The organism is Pedobacter sp. GSP4 (assembly GCF_051857575.1).
Taxonomy (GTDB): Bacteria; Bacteroidota; Bacteroidia; order Sphingobacteriales; family Sphingobacteriaceae; genus Pedobacter.
Map to the genome: position 1 here is coordinate 197,307 of NZ_JBPZIR010000003.1, position 24,995 is coordinate 222,301.

27 protein-coding genes are annotated in these 24,995 nt (G+C 39.4%); 20 read left to right on the forward strand and 7 right to left on the reverse strand.

The features are described from left to right. Positions 1-304: 304 nt before the first annotated feature. Complete coding sequence (locus ACS5PU_RS08015; protein ID WP_439458766.1) at positions 305-1,984, reverse strand: dipeptidyl-peptidase 3 family protein; 1,680 nt, start codon at positions 1,982-1,984, stop codon at positions 305-307. Positions 1,985-2,097: 113 nt separating this feature from the next. On the opposite strand from ACS5PU_RS08015, the gene ACS5PU_RS08020 reads away from it, so the two are divergent. Next, entirely contained in the window at positions 2,098-2,931 is an 834-nt protein-coding gene (locus ACS5PU_RS08020) for an N-acetylmuramoyl-L-alanine amidase (protein WP_439458767.1), read from the forward strand. Positions 2,932-3,065: 134 nt separating this feature from the next. Then, the gene (locus tag ACS5PU_RS08025) at positions 3,066-3,482 is read left to right on the forward strand and encodes a hypothetical protein (RefSeq protein WP_439458768.1); all 417 of its coding nucleotides are present in this window, start codon (positions 3,066-3,068) and stop codon (positions 3,480-3,482) included. A 95-nt stretch (positions 3,483-3,577) separates the two neighbouring features. On the opposite strand, the gene ACS5PU_RS08030 is transcribed toward ACS5PU_RS08025, so the two are convergent. Then, positions 3,578-5,233 carry a glutamine--tRNA ligase/YqeY domain fusion protein gene (locus ACS5PU_RS08030; RefSeq protein ID WP_439458769.1) on the reverse strand — a complete coding sequence of 552 codons (1,656 nt, stop codon included), beginning with the start codon at positions 5,231-5,233 and terminating at the stop codon, positions 3,578-3,580. A gap of 242 nt (positions 5,234-5,475) precedes the next feature. On the opposite strand from ACS5PU_RS08030, the gene ACS5PU_RS08035 reads away from it, so the two are divergent. The 7 genes from ACS5PU_RS08035 to ACS5PU_RS08065 all read left to right on the forward strand — a co-directional run bounded on the left by ACS5PU_RS08035 (position 5,476) and on the right by ACS5PU_RS08065 (position 10,560). Further along, positions 5,476-5,895: a cobalamin B12-binding domain-containing protein gene (locus ACS5PU_RS08035; RefSeq protein ID WP_439458770.1), complete on the forward strand. Its 420-nt coding sequence runs from the start codon at positions 5,476-5,478 to the stop codon at positions 5,893-5,895. Between the two features lie 3 nt (positions 5,896-5,898). Then, entirely contained in the window at positions 5,899-6,678 is a 780-nt protein-coding gene (locus tag ACS5PU_RS08040; protein ID WP_439458771.1) for an enoyl-CoA hydratase-related protein, read from the forward strand. A gap of 161 nt (positions 6,679-6,839) precedes the next feature. After that, entirely contained in the window at positions 6,840-8,252 is a 1,413-nt protein-coding gene (locus ACS5PU_RS08045) for a sigma-54-dependent transcriptional regulator (RefSeq protein WP_439458772.1), read from the forward strand. A gap of 64 nt (positions 8,253-8,316) precedes the next feature. Continuing rightward, the gene (locus ACS5PU_RS08050) at positions 8,317-9,366 is read left to right on the forward strand and encodes an AI-2E family transporter (RefSeq protein ID WP_439458773.1); all 1,050 of its coding nucleotides are present in this window, start codon (positions 8,317-8,319) and stop codon (positions 9,364-9,366) included. A gap of 73 nt (positions 9,367-9,439) precedes the next feature. Continuing rightward, positions 9,440-9,706, forward strand: coding sequence for a YtxH domain-containing protein (locus tag ACS5PU_RS08055; protein WP_039474732.1), 267 nt, complete (start codon positions 9,440-9,442; stop codon positions 9,704-9,706). A gap of 52 nt (positions 9,707-9,758) precedes the next feature. Next, the gene (locus tag ACS5PU_RS08060) at positions 9,759-10,136 is read left to right on the forward strand and encodes a phage holin family protein (RefSeq protein ID WP_439458774.1); all 378 of its coding nucleotides are present in this window, start codon (positions 9,759-9,761) and stop codon (positions 10,134-10,136) included. Next, positions 10,123-10,560 carry a hypothetical protein gene (locus ACS5PU_RS08065; RefSeq protein WP_439458775.1) on the forward strand — a complete coding sequence of 146 codons (438 nt, stop codon included), beginning with the start codon at positions 10,123-10,125 and terminating at the stop codon, positions 10,558-10,560. Before ACS5PU_RS08060 ends, ACS5PU_RS08065 begins: the two co-directional genes overlap by 14 nt. A gap of 138 nt (positions 10,561-10,698) precedes the next feature. Here the strand turns inward: ACS5PU_RS08065 and aspS are convergent, their stop codons facing one another. Beyond that, positions 10,699-12,444: an aspartate--tRNA ligase gene (gene aspS / locus ACS5PU_RS08070; RefSeq protein ID WP_439458776.1), complete on the reverse strand. Its 1,746-nt coding sequence runs from the start codon at positions 12,442-12,444 to the stop codon at positions 10,699-10,701. A gap of 119 nt (positions 12,445-12,563) precedes the next feature. Here aspS and ACS5PU_RS08075 point away from each other — a divergent pair, with 119 nt between their 5' ends. Continuing rightward, on the forward strand, positions 12,564-12,893 hold the full coding sequence (locus ACS5PU_RS08075; RefSeq protein ID WP_439458777.1) for a type II toxin-antitoxin system HigB family toxin: 330 nt from the start codon (positions 12,564-12,566) through the stop codon (positions 12,891-12,893). 1 nt (position 12,894) lies between these two features. Next, a complete protein-coding gene (locus ACS5PU_RS08080) occupies positions 12,895-13,251 on the forward strand; it encodes a helix-turn-helix domain-containing protein (RefSeq protein WP_439458778.1) in 357 nt (118 codons plus the stop codon). On the opposite strand, the gene ACS5PU_RS08085 is transcribed toward ACS5PU_RS08080, so the two are convergent. After that, entirely contained in the window at positions 13,252-13,656 is a 405-nt protein-coding gene (locus ACS5PU_RS08085; RefSeq protein WP_439458779.1) for a hypothetical protein, read from the reverse strand. 128 nt (positions 13,657-13,784) lie between these two features. Here ACS5PU_RS08085 and ACS5PU_RS08090 point away from each other — a divergent pair, with 128 nt between their 5' ends. From ACS5PU_RS08090 to ACS5PU_RS08120, 7 genes are all read left to right on the forward strand, one after another. Continuing rightward, a complete protein-coding gene (locus tag ACS5PU_RS08090) occupies positions 13,785-14,081 on the forward strand; it encodes a hypothetical protein (protein ID WP_439458780.1) in 297 nt (98 codons plus the stop codon). 175 nt (positions 14,082-14,256) lie between these two features. Beyond that, a complete protein-coding gene (locus ACS5PU_RS08095; RefSeq protein ID WP_439459303.1) occupies positions 14,257-14,766 on the forward strand; it encodes an RNA polymerase sigma factor in 510 nt (169 codons plus the stop codon). Further along, a complete protein-coding gene (locus ACS5PU_RS08100) occupies positions 14,759-15,286 on the forward strand; it encodes a hypothetical protein (protein ID WP_439458781.1) in 528 nt (175 codons plus the stop codon). Before ACS5PU_RS08095 ends, ACS5PU_RS08100 begins: the two co-directional genes overlap by 8 nt. Positions 15,287-15,491: 205 nt before the next feature. Then, positions 15,492-16,781, forward strand: coding sequence for a hypothetical protein (locus ACS5PU_RS08105; RefSeq protein ID WP_439458782.1), 1,290 nt, complete (start codon positions 15,492-15,494; stop codon positions 16,779-16,781). 69 nt (positions 16,782-16,850) lie between these two features. Next, a complete protein-coding gene (locus ACS5PU_RS08110; protein ID WP_439458783.1) occupies positions 16,851-17,399 on the forward strand; it encodes a TlpA family protein disulfide reductase in 549 nt (182 codons plus the stop codon). Positions 17,400-17,514: 115 nt separating this feature from the next. Then, positions 17,515-18,291: a TerC family protein gene (locus ACS5PU_RS08115; RefSeq protein WP_439458784.1), complete on the forward strand. Its 777-nt coding sequence runs from the start codon at positions 17,515-17,517 to the stop codon at positions 18,289-18,291. A gap of 81 nt (positions 18,292-18,372) precedes the next feature. Next, on the forward strand, positions 18,373-19,002 hold the full coding sequence (locus ACS5PU_RS08120) for a Pr6Pr family membrane protein (protein ID WP_439458785.1): 630 nt from the start codon (positions 18,373-18,375) through the stop codon (positions 19,000-19,002). Here the strand turns inward: ACS5PU_RS08120 and ACS5PU_RS08125 are convergent. Beyond that, positions 18,999-19,889, reverse strand: coding sequence for a bestrophin family protein (locus tag ACS5PU_RS08125; protein WP_439458786.1), 891 nt, complete (start codon positions 19,887-19,889; stop codon positions 18,999-19,001). The two genes, ACS5PU_RS08120 and ACS5PU_RS08125, sit on opposite strands and share 4 nt — an antisense overlap. A gap of 136 nt (positions 19,890-20,025) precedes the next feature. On the opposite strand from ACS5PU_RS08125, the gene ACS5PU_RS08130 reads away from it, so the two are divergent. Together ACS5PU_RS08130 and ACS5PU_RS08135 are read left to right on the forward strand one after the other, a co-directional pair. Further along, positions 20,026-21,549, forward strand: a complete 1,524-nt coding sequence (locus tag ACS5PU_RS08130; protein ID WP_439458787.1) for an MFS transporter — start codon at positions 20,026-20,028, stop codon at positions 21,547-21,549. Positions 21,550-21,560: 11 nt separating this feature from the next. Then, positions 21,561-21,812 carry a DUF6814 family protein gene (locus ACS5PU_RS08135; RefSeq protein WP_439458788.1) on the forward strand — a complete coding sequence of 84 codons (252 nt, stop codon included), beginning with the start codon at positions 21,561-21,563 and terminating at the stop codon, positions 21,810-21,812. Between the two features lie 762 nt (positions 21,813-22,574). Here the strand turns inward: ACS5PU_RS08135 and ACS5PU_RS08140 are convergent. Both ACS5PU_RS08140 and ACS5PU_RS08145 read right to left on the reverse strand, forming a co-directional pair. Then, positions 22,575-23,759: a class I SAM-dependent rRNA methyltransferase gene (locus tag ACS5PU_RS08140; protein ID WP_439458789.1), complete on the reverse strand. Its 1,185-nt coding sequence runs from the start codon at positions 23,757-23,759 to the stop codon at positions 22,575-22,577. 47 nt (positions 23,760-23,806) lie between these two features. Next, on the reverse strand, positions 23,807-24,823 hold the full coding sequence (locus ACS5PU_RS08145) for a LacI family DNA-binding transcriptional regulator (protein ID WP_439458790.1): 1,017 nt from the start codon (positions 24,821-24,823) through the stop codon (positions 23,807-23,809). Positions 24,824-24,995: the final 172 nt, after the last annotated feature.

A 24,995-nucleotide genomic window follows, 5' to 3' on the forward strand; every position in this document is an offset into this window, starting at 1 on the left:
TTTAAATCAATTGCTTGCTTATTTAAAGTTTAGTTCGGAAACGAAAGGTTTCCATTGTTTAGTTATAGGTAAGACGACCATTTTTTAAAAAGGTTACAGTAAACCTGAAAAAGTTGGAAGTCGTTAGTTTGGAGTTGAGAGTCCCAAGGTCAATTAACCGATTAAGCAGTTTAAACAAATAATCAATTTGCGGTTACCAATGAACAAATGACGAGTGAACAAATGAACCAAACCAAAAAAAAGCCACAGATCAACAAGTTTGCACCTGCTGTTCTATGGCTTTAAATCCTTTGATGAGGAAATATTATTTTACCCCAAGAACATCAACACCTTGTTCGAAAACGACATCTACCGGAATATTTTTCTTGGTTAACCTATCCAAATCTGTCTGCAGCTCTGTGTGGATAATGGCTTTTTCTTTCTGTGCTTTTTCTACAGCCACTTTATCACCATTACCCTGCAAAGTGATAATGAAGGCGCTCAAATCGTTCATGGCAGTTGCAAATTTTTCGAAATTAACCTGATAAGTTCCTTTAGCTGTGCGCTCAAAAGCACCTTTCTCCTGAAAATAGTTAAAGCACTGCATGTTGGCTTTTCCATGGGCTTCCGAAACACCAAAGCGTACCGAGCGTAAAATGCCGGCCATAAATGTGGTGTAATAATCTTTGATATCGCCTTTCAGTTCGCCTTTTTTAAGCAAGCCGGTTACCATGTACAGACCCAAAATATCGGCTTTGCCTTCTTCTAACCAGCTGTACTGCTCTTTTAGTGCTGCACGTACAAATCCTTTTCCGGTAATGGTTTTCTTGATCCCTAAACCGTGGGCTACCTCATGAAACATAACATTGGCAAAAAATGCATCAAACTTTATGTACTGCTGCTGCTCGGCCGCGATCAGTTCTTTCGAAATCGGAACCAGGATTTTATCAAACTTAGCCTGCATGGCATTTTTTAACTGCGAACGGCGTGTGCCTTTTTCCTGCTGGATTTTTTCATCGTTCGGAAGGTTTACCGCAATGGTTTTAGATCCGGCGTTACAATCGCCTGCATAATAAACCACATCATATGCATTCAGTTCAGAGTCGGTTCCTGGGGTTTCGGTTTTATATTTTGCGGCCACCGGTAGGTTTTTCTGTAGCTCGGGCAGCATTTTTACATACTTGGCCAAGCGTTTGCTCCACTCTTTATCTTTAATCAGCACGTAAGCTTCGTAACTGGTGCGGGCATTAAAAAGTTTATCTTCATAGTTTTCAATGGGGCCGATAATAATATCCAAACCATTGGTTTTCATATCGAGCCAGGCATAATCGCTTGCGGTAAAGTTATCGGTAACCAAAGCATCAGCCCTTAAGTTCAAATATTTTTTTAATCCGGCATCTTCAGCAATCAAGGCGGCCTGTTTTAACAAAGAACTTACTTTCTGCAGTTCAGAAGCAAACAAAACGTGGTATGGAACGGTAGATAATTTTCCGCTACTGTCTTTTTTAACAACCGAGTAAGCGCCGAATTTATCGGCCAGATCTGATTTTTCTATCGCTTCTTTGGTTATTCCATAAGGATAAAAAGATGCGCCCTCAGGCTTGGCACCAACCCCTTGAACAAATGGTTTATCGTTGTTCAACCTATCCCAAGGACCATAATTGATGTTTACAAATTCACGTGTTTTTTCATCTTTGATGGTTGCCAGCAAACTATCTCTCTGTGGATAAGCCTGCTTCCAATACAGCTCGTCCATAATTTCTGCAGCCTGAATCAACAGAGGCAAAATTTTACGGTCGTTAACACTCAACTGGTTAATGTTTGTGGTAAGCTTTACCTTTTCGTAGATGGGCAGGCGTTGCGCAACATAACTGGTTAAACTATCTTTCTGTACTGCGCCATTTTTTTCGCCGGTAGGTTTAGTATCACTTCCGCATGATGATAATGCAGCTACTGAAATGGCCAGTGCCGACAAAAATATTTTTGATTGGTATAAATTCTTCATATTAAAGTATATCGGTTCAAAATTAGCAATTTTTGAAAGCTTTGTATAAAGTTTGATGCAATGGATGAAGTTTGGCATAACTTTGTAACTTCATTTTATAATAATTATATCCCATGCCCTTTTCTAATTTATCAAAAACACGTCTTATTCTCGCTTGCTCTGTACTGGTTTTAGCTGCCTGCGGCAGTAGTAAATATGCTGCAACAGAAAAAATATACAAAGATAAAGCGAAAGATTTCTCTAAAATTATTGGTGCCGTACCGCCAACAGGACAGCTTTACGATTCTTTAGGAGCAACAAACCAAGAGTGGATTGGTTCTGTAAATTTTGGGATACGCAAACCTAATTTTGTGGTGATACACCATACTGCACAAGATAGCTTGGCACAAACGGTTAAAACTTTTTTCTCTACCCGGGCGGGCACCAGTGCGCATTATGTGGTAAGCCGCGATGGGAAGGTGGTACACATGGTAAATGATTACCTACGCGCCAACCATGCCGGTGTGAGTAAGTGGGGCAAAGATACCGACCTAAACTCTTCATCAATTGGCATAGAACTGGATAATAATGGTTTAACCGATCCGTGGCCCGATGCTCAGATCAATAGTTTGATTAAGCTATTGGCTACCTTAAAAAAAACTTATGGTATTCCAACTGCCAACTTTATCGGTCATGCCGATATTGCGCCCAAACGTAAAAACGATCCAAAAAATTTCCCCTGGAAAAAACTGGCCGACAAAGGTTTTGGCTATTGGTATGACGATGTATTAAAAAACCCACCGGCAGATTTTAATACCGAAATGGCACTAAAATATATAGGGTATGATACCAGCAATCTTCCTGCTGCTATTACCGCCTTTAAAATCCATTTTATCCAAACCGATATAACACCAACATTAACCCCGGTTGATATTCTGGTACTTTATAATGTTTACACCAAATATTAAATAATGGAAGATGTAAAATGGGTGATGGAGAAAGTTGGGAACACGAAGATGAGATTAAAATTTATAATGGATTATTTGTAATTCAAGCTTTAACATTAGATTCGAAGGTCTAAACTGATCTGCTAAACGCCAGCATGCACATACCAAACAAAATTAGGGGAACAATCAGGATAATCCTGTCCCTTCTGTTAATCTATTCTTCTATCAATGTCTTTTATACCGATATCGTTATCCGATTTAATGATCCAACAGAAGTACTTGTTGGGCACGTATGTGGGTTAGCAATAGTTTTGTACTTTTCTACCACCCTGTTTTTAAATGGTGTAATCGAATTCAGGCAGGAAAAATTAAAATACAAAACCTATTTCCCCACTATGGTGGCAACTATCGTTTTTGTTTATTTTTTAATACAGGAAATCTTAGACCGAAAAGATATTACTGTAGCACTATTTGTAAGCTTGCTTATACTGCTATTTGGATACCTAACGGTTTACGATTTCCTTTACTTTAAAAAAGTGAATAAATCCATTCAGGCCGAGGCTCAAATCTAGGCGAAACACAGCTTCCGCCTATACTAAAAAGAAAGGCACAGATCAATCACGTTAATCCGTGTTCATCTGTGCCTTTCTGCAGTAAAAAACGAATCTTAATTCGGTTTTTTAAAGGTATCTTTCAGGGTTACTGTTCTATTGAAAACCAATTTATCGGCTGTAGAATCTTTATCCAAACAGAAATAACCTTTCCGGATAAACTGATAACGGCTTTCTAAATCAGCATCGGCCAAAGCAGGTTCTATGTACGCATTTGGTAAAACCGTTAAGCTTTCGGGGTTTAAATAATCTTTAAAATCGCCTTCTTCAGCATCAGGTGTTTCTGATGTAAATAAGCGGTCGTACAACCGGATTTCAGCAGTTTTAGCATGTTGAGCACTCACCCAGTGAATGGTGCCTTTTACATTAATCCCACTGGTATCGCTCCCACTTTTCGATTCCGGAATATAAGTACAATGGATTTCGGTTACATTGCCGTTTTCATCTTTCACAAAATCCTCGCATTTTATAATATAGGCAAACTTTAAGCGTACCATTGCACCCGGCGCCAAACGGAACCATTTTTTAGCGGGTACTTCCATAAAATCTTCACGCTCTATCCAAAGTTCGTTGCTAAAAGGGATTACACGTGTGCCGCCACCATCTTCAGCCTCTGGATTGTTTTCGCCAATCAGCTCTTCCGAACCTTTTTCGTAATTGGTGATTACTAGTTTAATCGGATCTAATACGGCCATTACACGGTTGGCGCTTTTATTCAGGTCTTCCCGGATACAGAATTCCAACAAACTTAATTCAATCAGGTTTTCGCGTTTGGCAATACCAATGCGTTCGCAAAACTCGCGGATGCTTTTTGGTGTAAAGCCTCTTCTGCGCAGGCCCGAAATGGTAGGCATACGCGGATCGTCCCAACCGTTAACCAGATTTTCGTTAACCAGTTGCAACAGTTTACGCTTACTCATTACCGTAGAAGTAAGGTTTAAGCGCGCAAACTCATATTGTTTTGACGGGAAAATCTCTAATTTCTCGATAAACCAATCGTATAATTCGCGGTGCGAAACATACTCCAAAGTACAAATAGAATGGGTAATGTTTTCAATGCTATCGCTTTGTCCGTGGGCAAAATCGTACATCGGGTAAATACACCATTTGTTGCCTGTGCGGTGGTGTTCTGCATGTTTAATGCGGTAAATAATCGGATCGCGCATTAACATATTTGGGCTGGCCATATCAATTTTGGCCCGCAAAATATAAGCACCATCGGGAAATTCGCCATTTTTCATTTTGGTAAAAATGGCTAAATTATCTTCAACGCTGCGGTTGCGGAACGGGCTATCCTGTCCGGGTTCAGTTGGTGTACCTTTTAGGGCAGCAATTTCATCGGCAGAACTTTCATCAACATAAGCCAGGCCTTTTTCAATCAACTTAACGGCAAAACCGTATAGCTCATCAAAATAATCAGAGGCATATAATTCGTTTTTCCAGTTAAAACCCAACCATCTAATATCTTCCTGCTGGCTATTCACATATTCTGTTTTCTCCGTTACCGGATTGGTATCGTCAAAACGCAGGTTGGTATAACCGCCGTATTTTTGTGTTAGTCCGAAATTTAAGCATATTGCTTTCGCGTGGCCGATGTGTAAATAACCGTTTGGTTCTGGCGGAAAACGCGTAACCAAGGTTTCATACTTACCACTATTTAAGTCGTTCTCAACAATTTCTTCAATAAAGTTCAATGACTTCTCTTCACTCATAAAAACCTGTAAATTAGGAATGCAAATGTAAAAAGATTGAGCGGATTTATACAATGATTAAAGGTTTATTAGCCCACAGTTGTTAGTTAGTGGCCTATAGCCCCATTACCAACAGCTGAAAATACAAAAGCAAGATTATTTCTGCACAATGCGCTGCTGTAAAACATTAACTAAATCTACGCTTGCCTTATTTCGCTATTGCTTAATAAATTCAATACATTTACAATAACTTAATATTCATTATGAGCAAAGTATTAAACCGGCCAATACGTGTTTTGGTGGCTAAAGTTGGGCTTGATGGGCACGATAGAGGCGCCAAAGTGATTGCCACTTCTTTACGGGATGCAGGTATGGAAGTGATTTATACAGGTCTCCGCCAAACGCCCGAAATGGTGGTTAATACCGCCCTGCAGGAAGATGTTGATGCCATTGGTATTTCCATCTTATCAGGCGCACACATGACGGTTTTTCCAAAAATTATCCACCTGATGAAAGAAAAACAGCTTGATGATGTGTTGTTAACAGGTGGGGGCATTATCCCCGAAACCGACCGGCTAAAGCTTGCTGATATGGGTGTGGGAGAACTATTTCCCCCGGGCACTACCATGGCTAGCATTGTAGCATATATTCAGAACTGGGTTACAGAAAACAGAAATTTTTAGATTATGGCATATCAGCATTTATTATCAGAAGTAAAAGAAAACATTTTATACATTACCATCAACCGCGAAAAAGCATTAAACGCCTTAAACAAAGATACCCTGACCGAACTGGCCGATGTAATCGGGTTTGCAGATAAAACAAGCGAAGTGAGGGGAGTGATTATTACAGGTGCGGGCGAAAAAGCTTTTGTTGCCGGTGCCGATATTAAAGAGTTTTCTGATTACAATGGCAAACAGGGCGAAGAACTGGCCAAACGCGGACAGGACACTGTTTTTAATGCCATAGAAAATGCCACCAAACCTTTTATTGCGGCTATTAATGGTTTTGCACTGGGCGGCGGACTGGAACTGGCCATGGCCTGCCACATGCGTGTTGCCTCAGAAAATGCCAAACTGGGACTGCCTGAGGTTACACTAGGACTTATTCCAGGTTATGGAGGCACGCAGCGCTTAACCCAACTGGTTGGAAAAGGCAAAGCGATAGAAATGATTACCACAGCAAATATGGTTACCGCTGCTGATGCTTTACATTTTGGACTGGTTAACCATGTTGTACCACAGGCCGAACTTATTGCCAAGGCCGAAGAGATTTTAAATGCGGTTAAGCAGCGCGCACCACTGGCCGTTTCAGCAGCACTAAAATCGGTAATTGCCTCGGTAAACCACAATAATGGTTACGAAACAGAGATTGAATCTTTCGGAAAATGCTTCGAAACAAGCGATTTTAAGGAAGGCGTTGTCGCATTTGTTGAAAAAAGGAAAGCTGTTTTTCAAGGTAAATAGTCTGTATGTAGTATTAATTCGCTCACATCATAACAAAAATGTTGCAAATATTTTTCTATACAATTTTTTTTAGGTAATTATGTAGTATCTAAAAAGTTAATCCGAATCTCCCTCAGGTAATGGTTATTATCTGGGATTCTTTTAGAATAATGGCACCATTAATGAAAAAGAAGATACTTATAGTTGACGATGAGATAAATATCGGGTTATTACTTTCTAAATTTCTAACCAAAAACGGATTCGAAGTTTCAAATGCGGCATCGGGCGCTTTAGGCCTCGAAATGTTAAGCACAAAAACTTTCGATCTGGTTTTGTGCGATTACCGGCTTGAAGATGTAGACGGGAAAGAAATTTTAATAAAAATAAAAGAAAGGCACCCAGCTACCACTGTAATCATTATTACCGGTTATTCTGATATCCGGCTTGCTGTTGAGTTGATTAAACTTGGCGCTTATGATTACATTACCAAACCACTTTATCCGGATGAGATACTGATAACCATTAACAATGCCTTAAAAGCAACAAATGCAGTTATCAGCCAAAATATATCTACGCATAAAGAAAACATATCTCCGGCAGCCAGCAATCTTTCTGGCCAGCCCGAATATATAGATGGCATTAGCATGGAAGCCAAAACGCTCTCCAAACAGATCCAACTGGTGGCACCCACAGCCTACAGCGTTATTTTAACAGGCGAAAGCGGCACAGGCAAAGAATATGTGGCAAGGGCCATTCACTTAAACAGCCCGCGTAAAAACGAGCCATTTGTTACCATGGATTGTGGCTCGCTATCAAAAGAACTGGCGGCCAGCGAATTTTTTGGTCACGAAAAAGGAGCTTTTACCGGTGCGCTGTATACCAAAATCGGCCACTTTGAACAGGCCAATGGAGGCACATTGTTCCTTGATGAGATTGGAAATTTACCTTATGATATACAGGCCATTTTACTTCGGGCAGTACAGGAGCGTAAATTAAAAAGGATCGGGAGCACTAAGGAAATTGATATCGACATCCGCCTGATTGTAGCTACGCACGAAAACCTGCATAAAAACATACAAAGAGGAACTTTTAGAGAAGATTTGTACCATCGCTTCAACGAATTTGCCATCCATATACCTTCGCTAAAAAACCGCCACAAAGATGTACTGATTTTTGCGCAGAAATTTTTACTGGCCACCAATAAAGAGCTCTGTAAAAACATAAAAGGGTTTTCGAAAGAAGTTAAAGATTGTTTTTTGCGCTACAATTGGCCCGGAAATATCCGTGAGCTCAAAAATGTAATCAGACGGGTAGCCCTGCTTACCGATGGGAAAGAAGTTAAGGTTGATACTTTACCTTTAGAAATAAGCATGGCTCAGGTTAAAATAAAACCGAAAGATATCCCTCTCAAGCCTAAGCCGATTCTTAAAAAAGCTGATTTAAAGATTACCACTAGAGAAGCGGAGTATATTACAATTTTAACTGTTTTAAAAGAGGCTGGCTACAATAAAACCAAGGCCGCACAGATCTTAAATATCGATAGGAAAACGCTCTATAATAAAATCAAATCCTTTAAGCTGGATCAGGGTAAATAAATTGAAAATAGGCAAAACAAAACAGGCAGTTTCCTCATTTAAAGAGTGTCCAAGCATTTAAATTATGTCAGTATTTTCTTATAAACAACGTAATAATATTAACCTTGTCATAATTATTGCGCTTGGTGTACTCATTGCTTATTCGCTACAGAGCATTTTCAGTGCCATTTTAAGCACCTTGGTACTTTACACTATAATGAGGCCCGCTTACATCCATTTAGCAGAAAACAAAGGCTGGAACAAAAGGTTGGTTGCCATTTTACTCATCGCCATCAGCATCGTTTTAATTGTATTGCCATTTTACGCTTTAAGCAGCATGGTAATCAGCAAAATTTCGGAGCTGAAAAACAATGAGATCTTTTTTAAAAACCTACTGGTAAAACTGCAGCACCTTATTCCGATCAAAATCAATCAGGATTTAATTCAGGAAGGAATGAACCGTTTGGGCAATTGGGCCACGCAGCTGTTCCCTTCACTTATATCGAGTGCAGTAAATATTATTTTGAGTTTGCTGGTCATGTACTTTTTACTGTACTTTATGCTTATTGAACGCAAAAAGTTCGAGTTTTCATTAATAAAATACGCTCCTTTGAGAGAGCAGAATGCACTTCGCTTTGGCGATGAAATGCGGAATACCACCTACGCCAATGTTTTGGGCCAGGGCTTAATCTGTTTGGTTCAGGGCTCGCTGGTTAGCCTTTCTTTTTATGTACTTGGTTATAAGGATCCCGTGTTTTGGGGCGTAATTACTACCTTTATCTCTTTCGTTCCGGTTTTGGGCCCCCCAGTGGTTTTTGTACCGGCGGCAATTCTGCAGATCGCAAACGGCAATAACTTTGCAGGCTGGGCCATGCTTATTTTCGGTTTCGTGGTCATTATCAACATCGATAACGTACTCAGATTTATCATTGCAAAAAAAGTTGGCAACATTCACCCCATAATTACGGTAATTGGCGTAATTATTGGTATCCCTTTGTTCGGAATATTGGGTCTGGTTTTTGGCCCATTACTGCTATCTTATTTTATCTTGCTTGTTAAAATTTACGAAACGAGTACGCTTGCTTCAGAAAGATTGGAAAGAATTAAAACAAATAATGAGCATACGGAGTTATAAATATAGCTTAACAATAAATAATGTAGTAGTTTTATAGTGTACTTAATTGTTAAACCCTTAAAATACATTAATCATGAATGATAACTCAAAAGTTGTAGTTGCGCTTTTAGCAGGACTAGCTGCGGGTGCAGCCTTAGGAATTTTATTTGCACCAGATAAAGGTGAAGAAACACGTGATAAATTAAGCCAATCGTTAAAAGATCTGGGCGACTCTATCAAAGATAAAGCTGCTGACGAAATTAATAACCTTGCCAGCTTAAAAGATAAAGTGGTAAGCTCTATTAAAACAAAATTAAGAAGCGTTGAAGAAGAATATAGCGACGACGTAGAGCACGCATAAGAAATAAATATTGCATAGCCGGGTAATTGCCCGGTTAAACCACATCTGAATTATGCAGGAAAATAAAGATAAAAGTATTGAAGATCTTGTTGATGATGCCAAAGGCTTTTTAGAGGCCAGGGTTGAATACACAAGACTTTACCTTGTAGAAAAAATATCGAAAGTTTTTGCCGATTTGGTAACCAGCACTGCGGTTATTGTGTGCTTTATACTGGCATTTTTATTTGGCTCTGTAACATTGGCACTTTACCTTTCTGATGTTTTAGGAAGCTATGCCGGTGGCTTTGGGTGTGTTTCGGTCTTCTATATTCTATTGGCTATAATCGTTTATTTTACCAAAGATAAATACATTGAAAAAGCAATTATCAACGTAGCCATTAGAAAGTATTTTGATAAACTTGCAGATAAGGAGGAAGATGAGAAGCTATAAAGACATCCGTAACCTAGAAGACCTGCAGGCTAGAAAATTAGCACTTAAGGTTGAGTACACACTGAAGCAGACCATGCTTAAAGCGGATTCCAAAACCTATTTCCATCAATTTACGCTTGGTGCACTCATTAAAAGATATGCTACTCCAAGTAATTTGTTCAAAGCAGACGAAAAGTTAAACATCAGTGGAACAGCAATGTCATTACTCTTACCGATGTTTATGAATAAAACCATTTTTAGGGGAGCGGGGTTTTTAACCAAAGCTGCTGTAGGTCTGGTTTCAGGAAAAGTTGGGAAATCGCTTGATGCTGAACATCTATCTGCCATTTTTAATTCAGTTAAAGGCTGGTTTAGTAAAAAGAAAGAGAAAAAAGACAAGAAGTTTATCGATTATGGCATTCCGCCAGATAGTGAAACGTATTAGTTCAATGGTTCATTTGGCATTTGTTCATTAGTAAGCAAATTGCAGGTATGATCTTAAAGTAAAAGCCTCAGAATTTTAAATCCTGAGGCTTTTTTACATACTCCTGAAGGGTAAACTAATGTCTAGTGAGCTATAAACCTACAAATCCGTTTTTATTTTTAATTCTTTCAACTGTTTCTCATCAATTGTACTAGGGCTGTCAATCATCACATCACGGCCAGAGTTGTTTTTAGGGAAAGCAATTACATCGCGGATTGAATCTAAACCAGCAAAAATTGAAGTTAAGCGGTCGAAACCGAAAGCAATACCACCATGCGGAGGTGCTCCAAATTCGAAAGCATCCATCAAAAAACCGAATTGTTTTTGTGCTTCTTCGGCACTAAAACCTAAGTGTTTAAACATTAAAGCCTGCAAATCCCTGTCGTGGATACGGATAGAACCGCCACCAACTTCGGTACCATTAATTACCATATCGTAAGCGTTTGCCCTAACCTCGCCTGGTTTAGAATCCAATAAGGCAATATCTTCTGGTTTTGGCGAAGTAAACGGGTGGTGCATGGCGTGGTAACGTTCAGTTTCCTCATCCCACTCCAACAACGGAAAATCCAATACCCAAAGGGCCGAGAATGTATTTTTATCGCGTAGGCCCAAACGGTTACCCATTTCTAAACGAAGCTCGTTTAATTGCTTGCGTACTTTATCGGTCGAACCCGCTAAAATTAACAATAAATCGCCTTTTTCAGTTTCAAAAGCCTCGCTCCATTGTTTAAGATCTTCCTCATTAAAGAACTTATCAACCGACGATTTGATGGTTCCATCGTCGTTATGGCGGGCATAAATCAAACCGGTAGCACCAATCTGCGGGCGTTTGATAAAATCTGTCAGCTCATCTAACTGCTTGCGCGTATAACTTGCGGCACCTTTTGCGTTGATACCCACTACCAATTCGGCATTATCAAACACAGGGAATCCTTTGCCCTTTACCAAATCGTTAAGCTCTACAAACTGCATGGCAAATCGGGTATCAGGTTTATCTGAACCATATAAACGCATAGCATCGGCGTATTGCATACGTGGTACTTCAGGCAAATCGTAATTGCGCACTTCTTTAAATAAAGTACGTATTAGGCCTTCGAAAGTGTTTAAAATATCTTCTTGTTCAATGAACGACATTTCGCAGTCGATCTGCGTGAATTCAGGTTGACGGTCGGCCCTTAAATCTTCATCCCTGAAACATTTTACAATCTGAAAATATCGGTCGAAACCAGATACCATCAACAACTGCTTAAAGGTTTGTGGCGATTGGGGCAGTGCGTAAAACTCGCCCTCGTTCATGCGGCTTGGCACCACAAAATCTCTTGCCCCTTCGGGTGTCGATTTAATCAATACAGGTGTTTCTACTTCGATAAAATCTAAAGCATCTAAATAGCGGCGGACCGACTGTGCCATTTTATGGCGTAAAACCAGGTTATTGCGAACAGGGTTACGGCGTAAATCCAGATAACGGTATTTCATGCGCAGCTCATCGCCACCATCGGTTTCATCATCAATTAAGAATGGAGGTAACTTGGCCGCGTTTAAAATTTCTAAGCCGGTAATTTTAATCTCCACATCGCCGGTAGGCATTTTTGGATTTTTGTTACTGCGTTCTACCACAGTACCAATGGCTTTAATTACAAATTCGCGGCCTAAGGTGCGGGCTTTTTCGCAAAGCTCGCGGTTATCATCCATATTAAAAACCAGCTGGGTAATGCCATAACGATCGCGGATGTCGATAAAAGTCATACCACCTAAATCTCTTGATTTCTGTACCCAACCACATAGGGCCACACTTTCGCCTAAATTATTAAGGTTTAATGCACCACAAGTTACTGTTCTTAACATATGTTTAATCTAAATTGAGCGGCAAAAATACCGATTTTGTTTTAAAGTTAATGCTATAGTCAAAGGTTTTTGACAGACAAAAAGTTTGCATTTTGAAAACTTTTATTTACATTTGAGTAATGAAAATTTTAGTGAAGAAAACTATTTTGTATTATGTTAAAACATATCCTTTAGCAGAAATACCATTATTAGTTTGGTTTCACGAATTTGGCAGATTAAAGTTTGATAATTTTAATCAGCTTAAAGCAGTATATAGAAACGTCAGCATTGTAGCTAACAACCGCGTTATATTTAATATTAAAGGCAATGATTTCAGATTAGTGGTTTCGGTAAACTTCGTACAAAAGGCCTGCTATGTTATCTGGTTCGGAACACATAAAGAATATGATAAAATCGATGTTGAAACGATTGCCTTTGACACTAAAATTTTAACAGATAACGATTTATAACATGAATTGGAAAATATTAAAAACCGAAACTGATTACCATAGAGCATCAATTAGATTGATGGAAATTTTTCATGCTACGCCCAACACACCTGAAGGCGATGAGTTAGAATTACTACTCGTTCTGGTAAAAGATTTTGATGAAAAAAATTATCAATTACCTGAACTGGATGCGATCGGTGTAATTAAATATAAAATGGAAGAAATGGGTGTAAAGGCCAAAGATTTGGAGCCAGTAATCGGTAGTAAAGGACATGTATCGGCGATACTATCCGGGAAAAGAGATATTACACTAAAAATGGCTCAAAAACTTAAGAATTATTTTAACATCCCCTCCGAAGTATTTCTCCATTCCGCATAATTAATATTTCTCTTCCAAGGTAATCTCCACGGAAATTATTTTCCATTCACCTTTAATATTTTTCCAATTAAAAACTTCTTCCGTTTGGATGGTTTCCTTTTTGGCAAACAATAATAAATTTGGTTTAATGACAACCGATTTCCGGGCAATTTTCTCAGTAAAAATCCCATCTTCGACATTGGATTTGATCCGGTAATAACTGGTTTGAAAACTTTTAAGGCCCTTAAGATATTTCTTCATATCGATAATATAATCGCGTTTATTTACCGCCACACCTTCGGCAGGGGAATAGGTAAAACTATCGTCCAAAAGGTAAACATGAACTTCTGTATCTTTATTTTCTAAAGCCTGGTTTGCTTTTTGGTGTAGCTGGTTTATTGCTGAAATGATTAAATCGGTTTCCATGGCATGAAGTTAAGGGTTTGTTGCAGGTTTTCAAATTAATGATGATCGGGCCGAGAATTTTCCACAAATGATAAAAGAACAGAACCTTTAATATCGCATAAATTAATAACTGGTTTTTATTATTTGGGATGAAAGATTTGGGATTTCTGCACAAGCCACTGTTAAATAAACCCGATTGGAGGGAAGAGCTTCCGATCCTTCATCGGAACTCGTACCAAAAAGCGGGACTGAACCAGCCAAACGAACAGAACCTTTCATTTTCTGAAAAACAAAGGCAGTTCTATATGGCCAATGCAGCCCTGCCATTCGCTTTATCCCGACGTGAAGTCGGGATGCCCGCTCCTGGTTTATTTAACAAAAGACGGTGGCTAACAGAATGCTCATTTTCCAGTCCAAAAGTTTATTTTCACATCACAGTAAGTTAACAACATCCCTCTGCATAACAGCGAATTGATCTAATTTTAAAACACGCTTAACATATTTTTAATTTTTTTATACCTTGATGCAACGTTTTAAAATCTCCCATGTCTTATAATCAGAATATTCAAAATTTTGGAAGCCGTATACATCGATAAAAACCTAGAGCTAGTAAAAGAATGCATGCAGGGAAGCCGTGCAGCACAGTTTGAATTGTACAAGCTGTATGCCAAGGCGATGTATAATGTGGCGCTGCGCATTCTAAATTACGAAGAGGAGGCCGAAGATGTTTTACAGGAAGCCTTTTTAGATGCCTTTACCAGAATTATTGATTTTAGGCAGGAAACCACTTTTGGGCTTTGGTTAAAGCAGATTGTGATCAACAAATCCATTAATTATTTACGTAAGCGTAAAATGGAATTTGTAAGTACCGATGAGTTATCGGAAATGCCTGATGAAGTTAGTTTTGATGATTATGAACTGCAGTTGCAGGCCGATGAAATTAGAACAGCTATTGCCCAGTTACCAGATGGCTACCGGGTTGTATTGAGTTTATACCTTTTAGAGGGTTACGACCATGAGGAAATTGCACACATTTTAAAAATAAGTGAGAATACCAGCCGCACACAGTATATGCGCGCCAAAAAGAAGTTAAAAAGCATTTTAGAACAGAAAGGGATGAGAGATGAATAATAAGTTAGAAACCTTTGTAAAAGAAAACCGTAAAGCCTTCGATGTAATGGAACCATCGGCAGCACTTTGGGCCAAAATTGAGAAGGAATTAGATACAAAAAAGAAAAAAAAACCGGTAAAACTCTATTTATGGATGAGCGCAGCAGCAGCTATTGTAGTAGTTTTCGCTTTGGGCTGGTTTTACGCCGGAAAACTGCAAAACAACGGCGTAGAAATAGCCGACGTTAGTGCATCGTATGCAAAAAAAGAGGTTCATTTTGCAGGCTTAATTACCGAAAAAAGAGATAGCTTGGCCATTTTCGCTTCGGCAAACCCCGAACTGTATAAAAAATTTACAGCCGATCTGAAAAAGCTTGACGAGGATTATGAAAAACTAAAAGCAGAACTGCCAAGTTCGCCAGATCAGACCTTTGTGGTTAAAGCCATGGTTAAAAATCGCGAAATACAGTTACAGCTCTTAAAACAACAACTATTAATTATAAACCAGGTTGACGATTATAAAAAAGTTAATCAGATTTAAAAACTCCGAAAGTCAGGGTTGGAAGCCTAAAGTAGAAAGACCAAAGACTAAGCTTAGATGCGCTAAGGATGTCTGAGGTTAAAATATAAAAACATTAAAATTACGCGCTTTCGGGAAAAGAATTTGGGAGAAAACGCTCACCACATGAAATTGCTTTTAACCAGCCGGCAGGTTTAAGCCAATGGAGTGTTTAACAATTAACAACATGAAAACAATAAAAATATTTTTAGCCTTGATGGCTTTCATCGCCGTAAAAACGAATGCCCAAGAGGTAACGGTAAACAGTCCGACAGAAAAAACTGTTGTAGAAAACATTGATAAGGCCAATACACTGGCTGTGGTTAACTATGCAAAGCATACCCAGACTGGTAGCGATGCCGAACGTTCTAAATCATTTAGCAAAAGCTTTAGTGTAGATAACAATGACAAAGTTAACCTGAACAACCAATATGGATCGGTTGTGATCAAAACCTGGGACAAAAAAGAGGTTAAGGTTGATATTGATATTAAAGCCTACAGCAACTCGGAAAGCGATGTGCAGAAACTGATTGATGGCGTAACGATAGACGCCACCAAAACAGGCGATATGGTATCGATCAAAACCAACTTTGCAGATCGTGGAAGCAATAACTTTATGGGCAGGGTAGTAAGAAACGGGGTTACCAAACGCAGAGAGCTTAAAATCTCTTATGTAATTTACATGCCTGCTGTTAACCCCCTTACGGTAATGCAGCAATATGGCAATGTAAACCTCGATGATTTCTCGGGTCCAACATCTTTAAAAGTTCAATACGGAAGCCTTACTGCCGGCAACCTCAGCAATGCCAATAATTATATTAATGTACAATATGGTAAATGCACCATTCAGGATTTAAATGCAGCCGTTGTAAAACACAGTTATAATGGGCCTGTAACCATTGGTTCGGTAGGCACGTTGGAACTTGCAGCAGAATATGTGGCAGTAAATGTGAATACGATCAGAAAATCGGCCGATATTAAAGTAGAATATGGCGGTGGCTTAACTGTTGGCAGCATTGGCGGTAATTTATTGCTCAATACCGAATACGCCAAAGTAGATATCAACAGCGTGAAGGGAAATACGGTAATTAAACAGGGCTACGGCAGCCTTAACCTGGCCAATGTTGGCAAACTTAGCTTAAAAACGGAGTATACCAATGTAAGTTTAGGCACTTTAAACGGCGATGCCCTGATTGATATGGATTACAATAAACTAAGCGTTGCCGAAGTTACACCGGCATGCCGAAACTTTACCTTTACAGGCGAATATGTAAGTGTTGGACTTGGCTTTAGCGATAGATACAATGCGAATTTTAATATTTCTACCTCTTATGCTGGCTTTAAATATGGCTCCAATGTTTCGGCCAATAAGGTAAGCGATGATGATGAAACTAAAAAATATACCGGTAAAATTGGTTCGGGAGGCGGCGCTACCGTTAGCCTAAAATCAGAATACGGAGCCATTACCTTTAAATAAAATTTTCCAAGCTAAATAAACTATTAGTCCCGCCGGTAAATGGTGGGACTTTTTTTATATTTACCGTCCATGAAAATCTATCTGTTTTTCTTGTTAACAGCCTGCTGCTTATTTACTAAAGCTCAAGATGCACCTGTAAAATGGGCTACTCAAGAAACTTTCTTTGCGGATTTAGCAGGCAAAGCATTACCCGATTTTAAAGGATTAACCGTAAACAAAAAACCTTTTACCAAAGCTGAGTTAAAAAACCAGGTAGTGGTAATCAATTTTTGGTTCGAAAAATGTCCACCCTGCATTGCAGAAATGCCTGAATTGAACAAACTTGTAGCCCGCTATGGCAAAAACAATATCCGTTTTATCGGTATTACGCATGATAAACCGCAGCAGGCCAAACGCTTTCAACAGCACCATGCCTATCAATACCAAATTATATCCATGAGTGTGGATAATATTAGAAAACTGAACATTAACCACGGTTTCCCTTCAAATATTTTAGTAGGGAAAGATGGTAAGATTATTTATGCTACCGCCAACATTTCTTTCTCCGACCCTGCCTTCAAGGCAAAATCAATCATTTTTGAACAACAGTTACAAGCAGCGCTAAAAGATGGCCAATAGCTTTTTTCGAAATTAAAGCCGATTACCCTCAGCCGCAGCAAACTAATTCCGTTAATATCTGTTCCATAAACCAATAAGCTTTTTACAAGCTTGTCTTTATCAGATAAATTAACATATGGATTTTTTAAGTACTCCCGAAGCCTGGATTTCACTTTTAACGCTTACCGTTCTTGAAATTGTTTTAGGCATCGATAACATTGTTTTTATTTCAATTCTTTCGGGCAAACTGCCGGTCAACCAACAAAAAAAAGCAAGGCAGCTGGGTTTAGCACTCGCCTTAATTACCAGGGTGCTGCTGCTGTTATCATTAAGCTGGATTATGACGTTAACTTCTCCACTATTTAATATGGGGAGCTGGGTTGGCATTAGCAGCGGCAATTGGTTCGAAAAGTTGGCTATTTCGGGCAGGGATTTAATCCTGATTATAGGCGGTTTATTTTTGATTTACAAAAGCACGCATGAAATACACAACAAATTAGAGGGCGAAGAAGATGAAGATGGAAAGGAAAAAGTACATTCATTTTGGTCAACAATTGTTCAGATATTGATCTTAGATATTGTATTCTCGTTAGATTCGGTAATTACAGCTGTTGGCATGGCCGATCATATCGAGATTATGATTGCAGCTGTGTTGATTGCCGTAATTATAATGATGGTTTCAGCAAGTGCAATCAGCAACTTTGTAAATAAGCATCCAACAGTAAAAATGCTTGCCCTATCCTTTCTACTGTTGATTGGAGTTTCACTGTTGGCCGAGGGACTGGATCAGCACATCCCAAAAGGCTATATTTATTTTGCTATGGCCTTTTCGGTACTGGTAGAAATGCTAAACCTCAGAATGAAAAAGAATGGCAGGAAGCCCGTGGTGCTGAAAAACACACCTAAAAAGTAAAATTTAGTTAGAAAATATTAAAATGCTTATCTTGGTTTTGGGATAAGCATTTTTTGTGCTCATTTTTTAAATCAATAGGGTATGAAATCTACCACTGGCAAACAGGTATATCTAATCATTATCACTTTAATTGTATGGTTTGGGCTATTGTTGCAGTTTAGGTTAAGTTTAAAGGAGCTTGATGGGGCAGTATGGCCAACATTTAAAATACTGCTATCGTTCTTTACCGTTTTAACCAATCTAGCTGTTGCCATATGCCTAACCGCCTCGTTGCTGCTTAAAAATACGGCATTGGGCAGGTTCTTTTCCAAACCGGCTACGCAAACTGCCATTACCGTTTATATTGTAGTGGTGGCCATTATTTATAATACAGCTTTACGTGGCTTAGTGCCGTTAGAAGGCTGGCATAGTTTAAGCAACGAATTGCTCCATGTTATAAACCCTTTACTGTTTTTGGTGTACTGGATCGTTTTTGTCGATAAAACCAAGCTGGCCTATCCTCAGGCCCTCTATTGGTTAATTTATCCTTTTCTATATGTAGTATTTATTGTTGTAAGAGGCTACCTGATCAACCAATATCCTTATCCATTTATTAATGTGGTTAAGTTGGGCTATCCGAAAGCCATCTTAAATACAGCCATTATTATGGTAATTTTTTGGGCCTTATCTCTTCTTTTTATTTTTTTAGGGAAGAAAACTAGCAAACCTTAAAGTACATACTCGTCGTTTATTGGCTTAACCGGCTCCGGAATTTCTTGTTCATTGAGCATCTGCAACAGGTTGATCTCAATGGTCCGTGTAATCTGGTTTAAAGGTACACCAGCCGAGTTATTTTCGAAAGGGTTTACCAAACTCATGCCATTAATCTGTGTAGATACAAATACAAAACCGATTAACCAGCCTAAAAATATTGATGCGGGCCCAGCATCCTGACTGATAACCAAGGTAAACGTAACCACAAACAACCAGATAAATACTTTGGTTAAATAACTATAGGTAGTTGGGAAAATGGTATTTTTAATCCTTTCGCTCATGCCCATTGAATCTGAAAAGCGGGTTAACATTTCGTTAATCTCTATAAACCTGAAACCATCTATTGCACCCGATTTGGAAAGCTTTTGCAGCTCTCTTGATTGAATATTGAGCAGTGCATTATGCTTGTTATTATGCTTTTCAATTTCTTTTAAATCGGCTTCGGGCAGGTATTTGGTGTAAATCTCATCTACTGTGCCTCTTAAATTGGCCTTCAAAGCATATAAAAAGGCAATGTGCCTGCAAACCATACGCTTTACGCTTTCTTCATCCTCTTCTACATAATTAATCAGCGCACGGGCAAAAGAGCGCGAATCGTTAACCAAAGCACCCCATATTTTTCTGGCTTCCCACCACCTATCGTAAGCCTGGTTATTGTTAAACCCAATAAAAAAGGCAATAGCCGTACCCAAAACCGTTGGGATGATGGATGGAATATTAAAATGATGGGCAATCAGGTATTCGCGGACAAAGTAAGCCGCTGTACAAGATGCGATCATGATCAGATCAACATGCCAGGTATTTCTTAAAATTCTACTTAAGCGGATATTCTGAATTAAAAGCATATATTTTGGATTGAGACTGAAAATACAAAACAAAAGCCAAAATGTTTTATTCTGTAACAAATTAAATGGCAGACAGTGCAGGTTGCCGATTGTGCTTCAAATGTTTATATTGGGAAACCAAATATTCCCGATTCTTATGAGCGAAACTTTACCCAAGAACAATATTTTTAAAGTTATTGGTGCATCATCACTGGGCACACTGATTGAATGGTACGACTTTTACATTTTTGGCAGCCTTGCCGTTATTATAGGTCACCAGCTATTTCCTGAAGATGCAGGTGCCTCGGCCCTGATTAATACATTGGCCATTTTCGCTGCAGGTTTTATTGTACGTCCCTTTGGCGCACTGGTTTTCGGCAGGCTCGGCGATTTAATCGGCAGAAAATACACCTTCCTTTTAACATTGGTATTAATGGGTGGTTCTACTTTTTTTATCGGCTTAATTCCTTCCTACAAAAGTATCGGCTATGCAGCACCAATATTGGTTTTGATATTAAGGTTAATTCAGGGTTTGGCTTTGGGCGGCGAATATGGTGGTGCTGCAACCTATGTGGCCGAACACGCCCCGAAAAATAAACGCGGCTTTTTTACCAGCTGGATCCAAACTACAGCTACCTTAGGGCTTTTCCTTTCATTGGGAATTATCGTAATTACCAAGAATATTTTGGGCGCCGAAACTTTTGGCAACTGGGGCTGGCGTATTCCTTTTCTGTTATCTATTGTGCTTGTTGTGGTATCTATTTATATCAGGATGAAGATGCACGAATCGCCCATGTTTTCGAAACTGAAAGCAGAGGGAAATGTTTCTAAAAATCCGTTAAAAGAAAGCTTCAGCAATAAAGCCAATTTTAAAATGGTGCTATTAGCCCTTTTTGGCGCTACAATGGGGCAGGGTGTAATCTGGTATACGGGTCAGTTTTACGCCCAGTCTTTTTTAGAGAATACCTGTAAACTGGATTTTAACGATTCGAGGTATATTTTGCTATGGGGAATTGCATTTGCAACGCCTTTCTTCGTTGTATTTGGTGCCTGGAGTGATAAGGTGGGCAGAAAATGGATTATGCTGAGCGGTATGTTATTGGGAATTATATTTTACCGCCCTATTTATCAAACCTTTTTAGACGATACGGATTATACAAAAATTGAACAGGCTGATATTGCTTCATCAACCCCCATGCCGGTAAGTTCGGTATTGATTAGCAATACAACTGATAGTTTACGGACCCTTACCACCAAGATAACACTTAAAAATGGTGCATCTTTTAACAGGGTACAAACCGATACGGTTTCGGTAACCAGAGGTATTTTTCCGGCAAAAGAAATCATAAAAGATAAAGTACTGGCTACACCTGTTTTCTGGAAATTTGTAGGCTTAATCTTCTTCCAGATTTTACTGGTTACCATGGTTTATGGACCAATAGCGGCATTTTTGGTAGAACTTTTTCCAACAAAGATCAGGTACACTTCCATGTCGTTACCTTACCACATCGGCAACGGCGTTTTTGGCGGATTGGTTCCTTTTATTGCAACGCTTATTGCCAGTTTTTCGGGCTCCACGCCATTATCTGGCCTTTGGTACCCCATCGGTATCGCAGCACTCAGTTTAGTTATTGGGGCAATTTATCTATCTAACAAACGCGACGAAAACATTAACGATTAGTCCTTAATAAGATGAATATTTTAAAGAAATTTTTGGGTTTGGTTTGGATGGTTTTAGGACCATTGGCCATGGCTTTTTTGTTTATACAGGCCATAGATAAGGTGGGTTTAACGCATACCGACATTGAACGCACCAACACGATTTTGCAATGGGGAATTATCCTGTTTATTTTCTTTCCGATTAGTCTGGGCCTGATGATTTTTGGCTTTTATGCTTGGAAAGGTGAGTATGAACATTTGCCGGAAAAATCGGGAGAGCTGTAAGGGATTTTGATCCAAAAGGCCAGGAGGTAAAAGAAGTTCTTAGCTCGTGTGCGTTTCTAAAGCGTGCGCAATTAGCATGTCATATTTTAGGCGATAAAGATATATTTTGCCGCGGAGGCACAGAATACACAGAAAAAATCCGTGCTAATCTGCGCAGCTGTGGCTTAGCTTGAATTCTTCGCACTAATGATTCTTCTCCTAAGCTTGTGATGATAAATAAGGGGTGTTGGTCTGTGAGGACACAGACCAAGGAGGTAAATTTAGCTCGCGCGCGTTTCTAAAGCCTGCGCAAGGATCATGTCGTATTTAACGACAATAAAGGTATATTTTGCCGCGGAGGCACGGAATACACAGAAAAAATCCGTGCTAATCTGCGCAGCTGTGGCTTAGCTTGAATTCTTCGCACTAATGATTCTTCTCCTAAGCTTGTGATGATAAATAAGGGGTGTTGGTCTGTGAGGACACAGACCAAGGAGCGGAATCCTGTGGCTAAGCACAACTATTGAAACGCTAGTGCGCGTTTCTAACGCCTGCGCAAGGATCATGTCGTATTTAACGACAATAAAGGTATATTTTGCCACGGAGGCACGGAATACACAGAAAAAATCCGTGCTAATCTGTGCATCTGTGGTTAGCTTAAATTCTTCGCACTAATGATTCTTCGCCTAAGCTTGTGATGATAAATAATGGTTATTGATCTGTAGGAACACAGACCATGGAGGGATTCCATGGGCAACCAGTGAACAAATGACAAATGAACCCTTACAAAACCCGTAGCAGCAAACCTTTCAAATACTCACCTTCTGGAAAAGAAATCCGAACCGGATGATCTTCAGGCTGGCAAAACTGTTTAATAATCTGAACCTCTTTACCGGCATCGAGTGCTGCCCACGCAATAATTTGTTTAAAGGTTTCAATATCAACCGCACCCGAGCAAGAGAAAGTAGCCAGTAAGCCTCCTTTTTCTAACAACAGCATTCCCAAACGGTTTAAGTCTTTGTAAGCTCTGGCAGCTCTATCCAAAGCCGAACGGGATGGCGCATATTTAGGTGGATCTAAAACAATTACATCAAACAGCTCACCAGCATCTTTAAAAGCCCTTAACTGCTTATTCACATCCGATTGAATGGCATTTACCTTATGCTCCTCGAACTTATTTAAAACTACATTCTGCTTTAAAGTTTCAACAGCAAGCCCCGAACTATCTACGCTGGTAACACTGGCTGCACCATTTGCCAAGCTATTTAAGCTAAAACCACCACTGTAGCTGAAACAATCCAAAACCTTCTTGCCTTTGGTGTAACTGGCCAAAATACTTCTGTTATCGCGCTGGTCACAGTAGAAGCCCGATTTTTGTCCTTCGGCTATGTTTATATGATAGGTGATTCCGTTTTCTCTAACTGCTAAAAACTCAGGTGGGTTTTCTCCCCAAAGCAGTCCATTTTCAGCTGGCAAACCTTCGTGGGTACGTGCGGTGGCATCGCTTTTATCAAATATTCCTTTGGGCTGCAGTTCAGCTTTCAGGATTTCTACAATATCTGCTTTTACCTTTTCAATTCCCGAACTTAAAATCTGCAGCGATAGAAAATCAGCATATTGATCAACAATCAGCCCTGGCAGGAAATCGGCCTCACTAAAAACCAAACGGCAGGTGTTGGTATTTTCGTTTAAAATAAACTGACGTGAGGCTATGGCTTGTTTCAAGCGGTTTTGATACCAGCTATAGTTAATGGTTTGTGTTTCATCCCATTCTAAAAGTCGAACAGCCACACGCGAATTGCTGTTGTAATAACCATAGGCCAGAAATTCGTTATCAAAGGCAAAAACTTTTACTACATCACCATCTTCTGGTTTTCCCTTAATTTTTTCTAATGCGCCAGAAAATACCCATGGATGCCTTTGTAATGCCGCTTTTTCTTTACCCTTTTTTAATACGATTTCTACCATCCTGCAAAGGTAATAATTAGTTTGGAGTTGAGCGCTAGGCCCAGCACTTACCGCTTAGCCATCTTTACCAGCTCGGTATCCAAAACCTTGGTTTCAAATTCGGTAATGGGCCGTTTGGCTTCAATCATCGAGATCAGCAGCTCGGTAGCTACCTGTCCCATTTCGAATGCGGGCTGCTTAACAGAAGTTAGGGAAGGCGAAAACAATTCGACCAGGTTTGAGTTGGTAAAACCTGCAATGGCAATTTGATTTGCCACTTCGGGGTTGGTTTTCTTTAAAGCCATAATACAGCCTGTTGTTAACCTATCGCTCGAAATAAAAATGCCATCGGGTTTTAGGGGTAAAAGCGCCTTAACAGCCTGCTCCAGCTCTGCACTGTGCATTCCACCGTGCTGGCAGTACTTAACCAGTTCGGGTTTAAACTCGATGTGATATTTGGCCAGGGCTGCTTTATATCCCTCTAAACGTTCTTTGGTAATGGAAAGATTTTCGGAGTTTGTTAAATGGGCAATGGTTCTTTTTCCCGATAGGATAAGATGCTCAGTGGCATCAAAAGAACCTTTAAAATTATTTGCAATTACTTTATGCGTTTCAAAATCCTCGGGCACCCGGTCAAAAAAAACAATCGGAAGGCCTTTTGCATATAGGCTTCTTAAGTAATCAATATCCTGTGTTTCTGATGAAAGGGCGATCAACAAACCATCAATAGATCTGGAGGCTAAGTGCTCTACGTTGAGTTTCTCCTGCTCGTAAGATTCGTGGCTCTGCGAGATGATCACATGGTAATCTTTATCATAAGCAATAGATTCGATCCCATTTATTACCTGTGAAAAAAAGTTGTTGGCAATTTCGCTCACAATAATACCGATAGAATAACTGCGGCGTTCTTTTAAGCTCCGGGCAATAGGATTGGCGCGGTAATTTACCTTTTCGGCATAGGCCAGAACCAGTTTTTTCGTTTCTTCACTAATTTCGTAACGGTCTCTTAAAGCCCTGGATACTGTTGATGTTGACAGCCCCAATGCTTTAGCAATATCTTTTATGGTAGATGTTTCAAATCTCATGGTGTGTACTTGCGTACAAGTTACGAAAAATATCTCTTTTGGGCATTTTTAGCCAATATTAATAAACGTCAATACAACGTTTTTGGGAACGTTTGCACACTTTTTTAGTTAAAATCGGTTTCAAACGGTTTTTAGTTTGTAAAATTGTTACAGCAACGTAACCAAATATAAA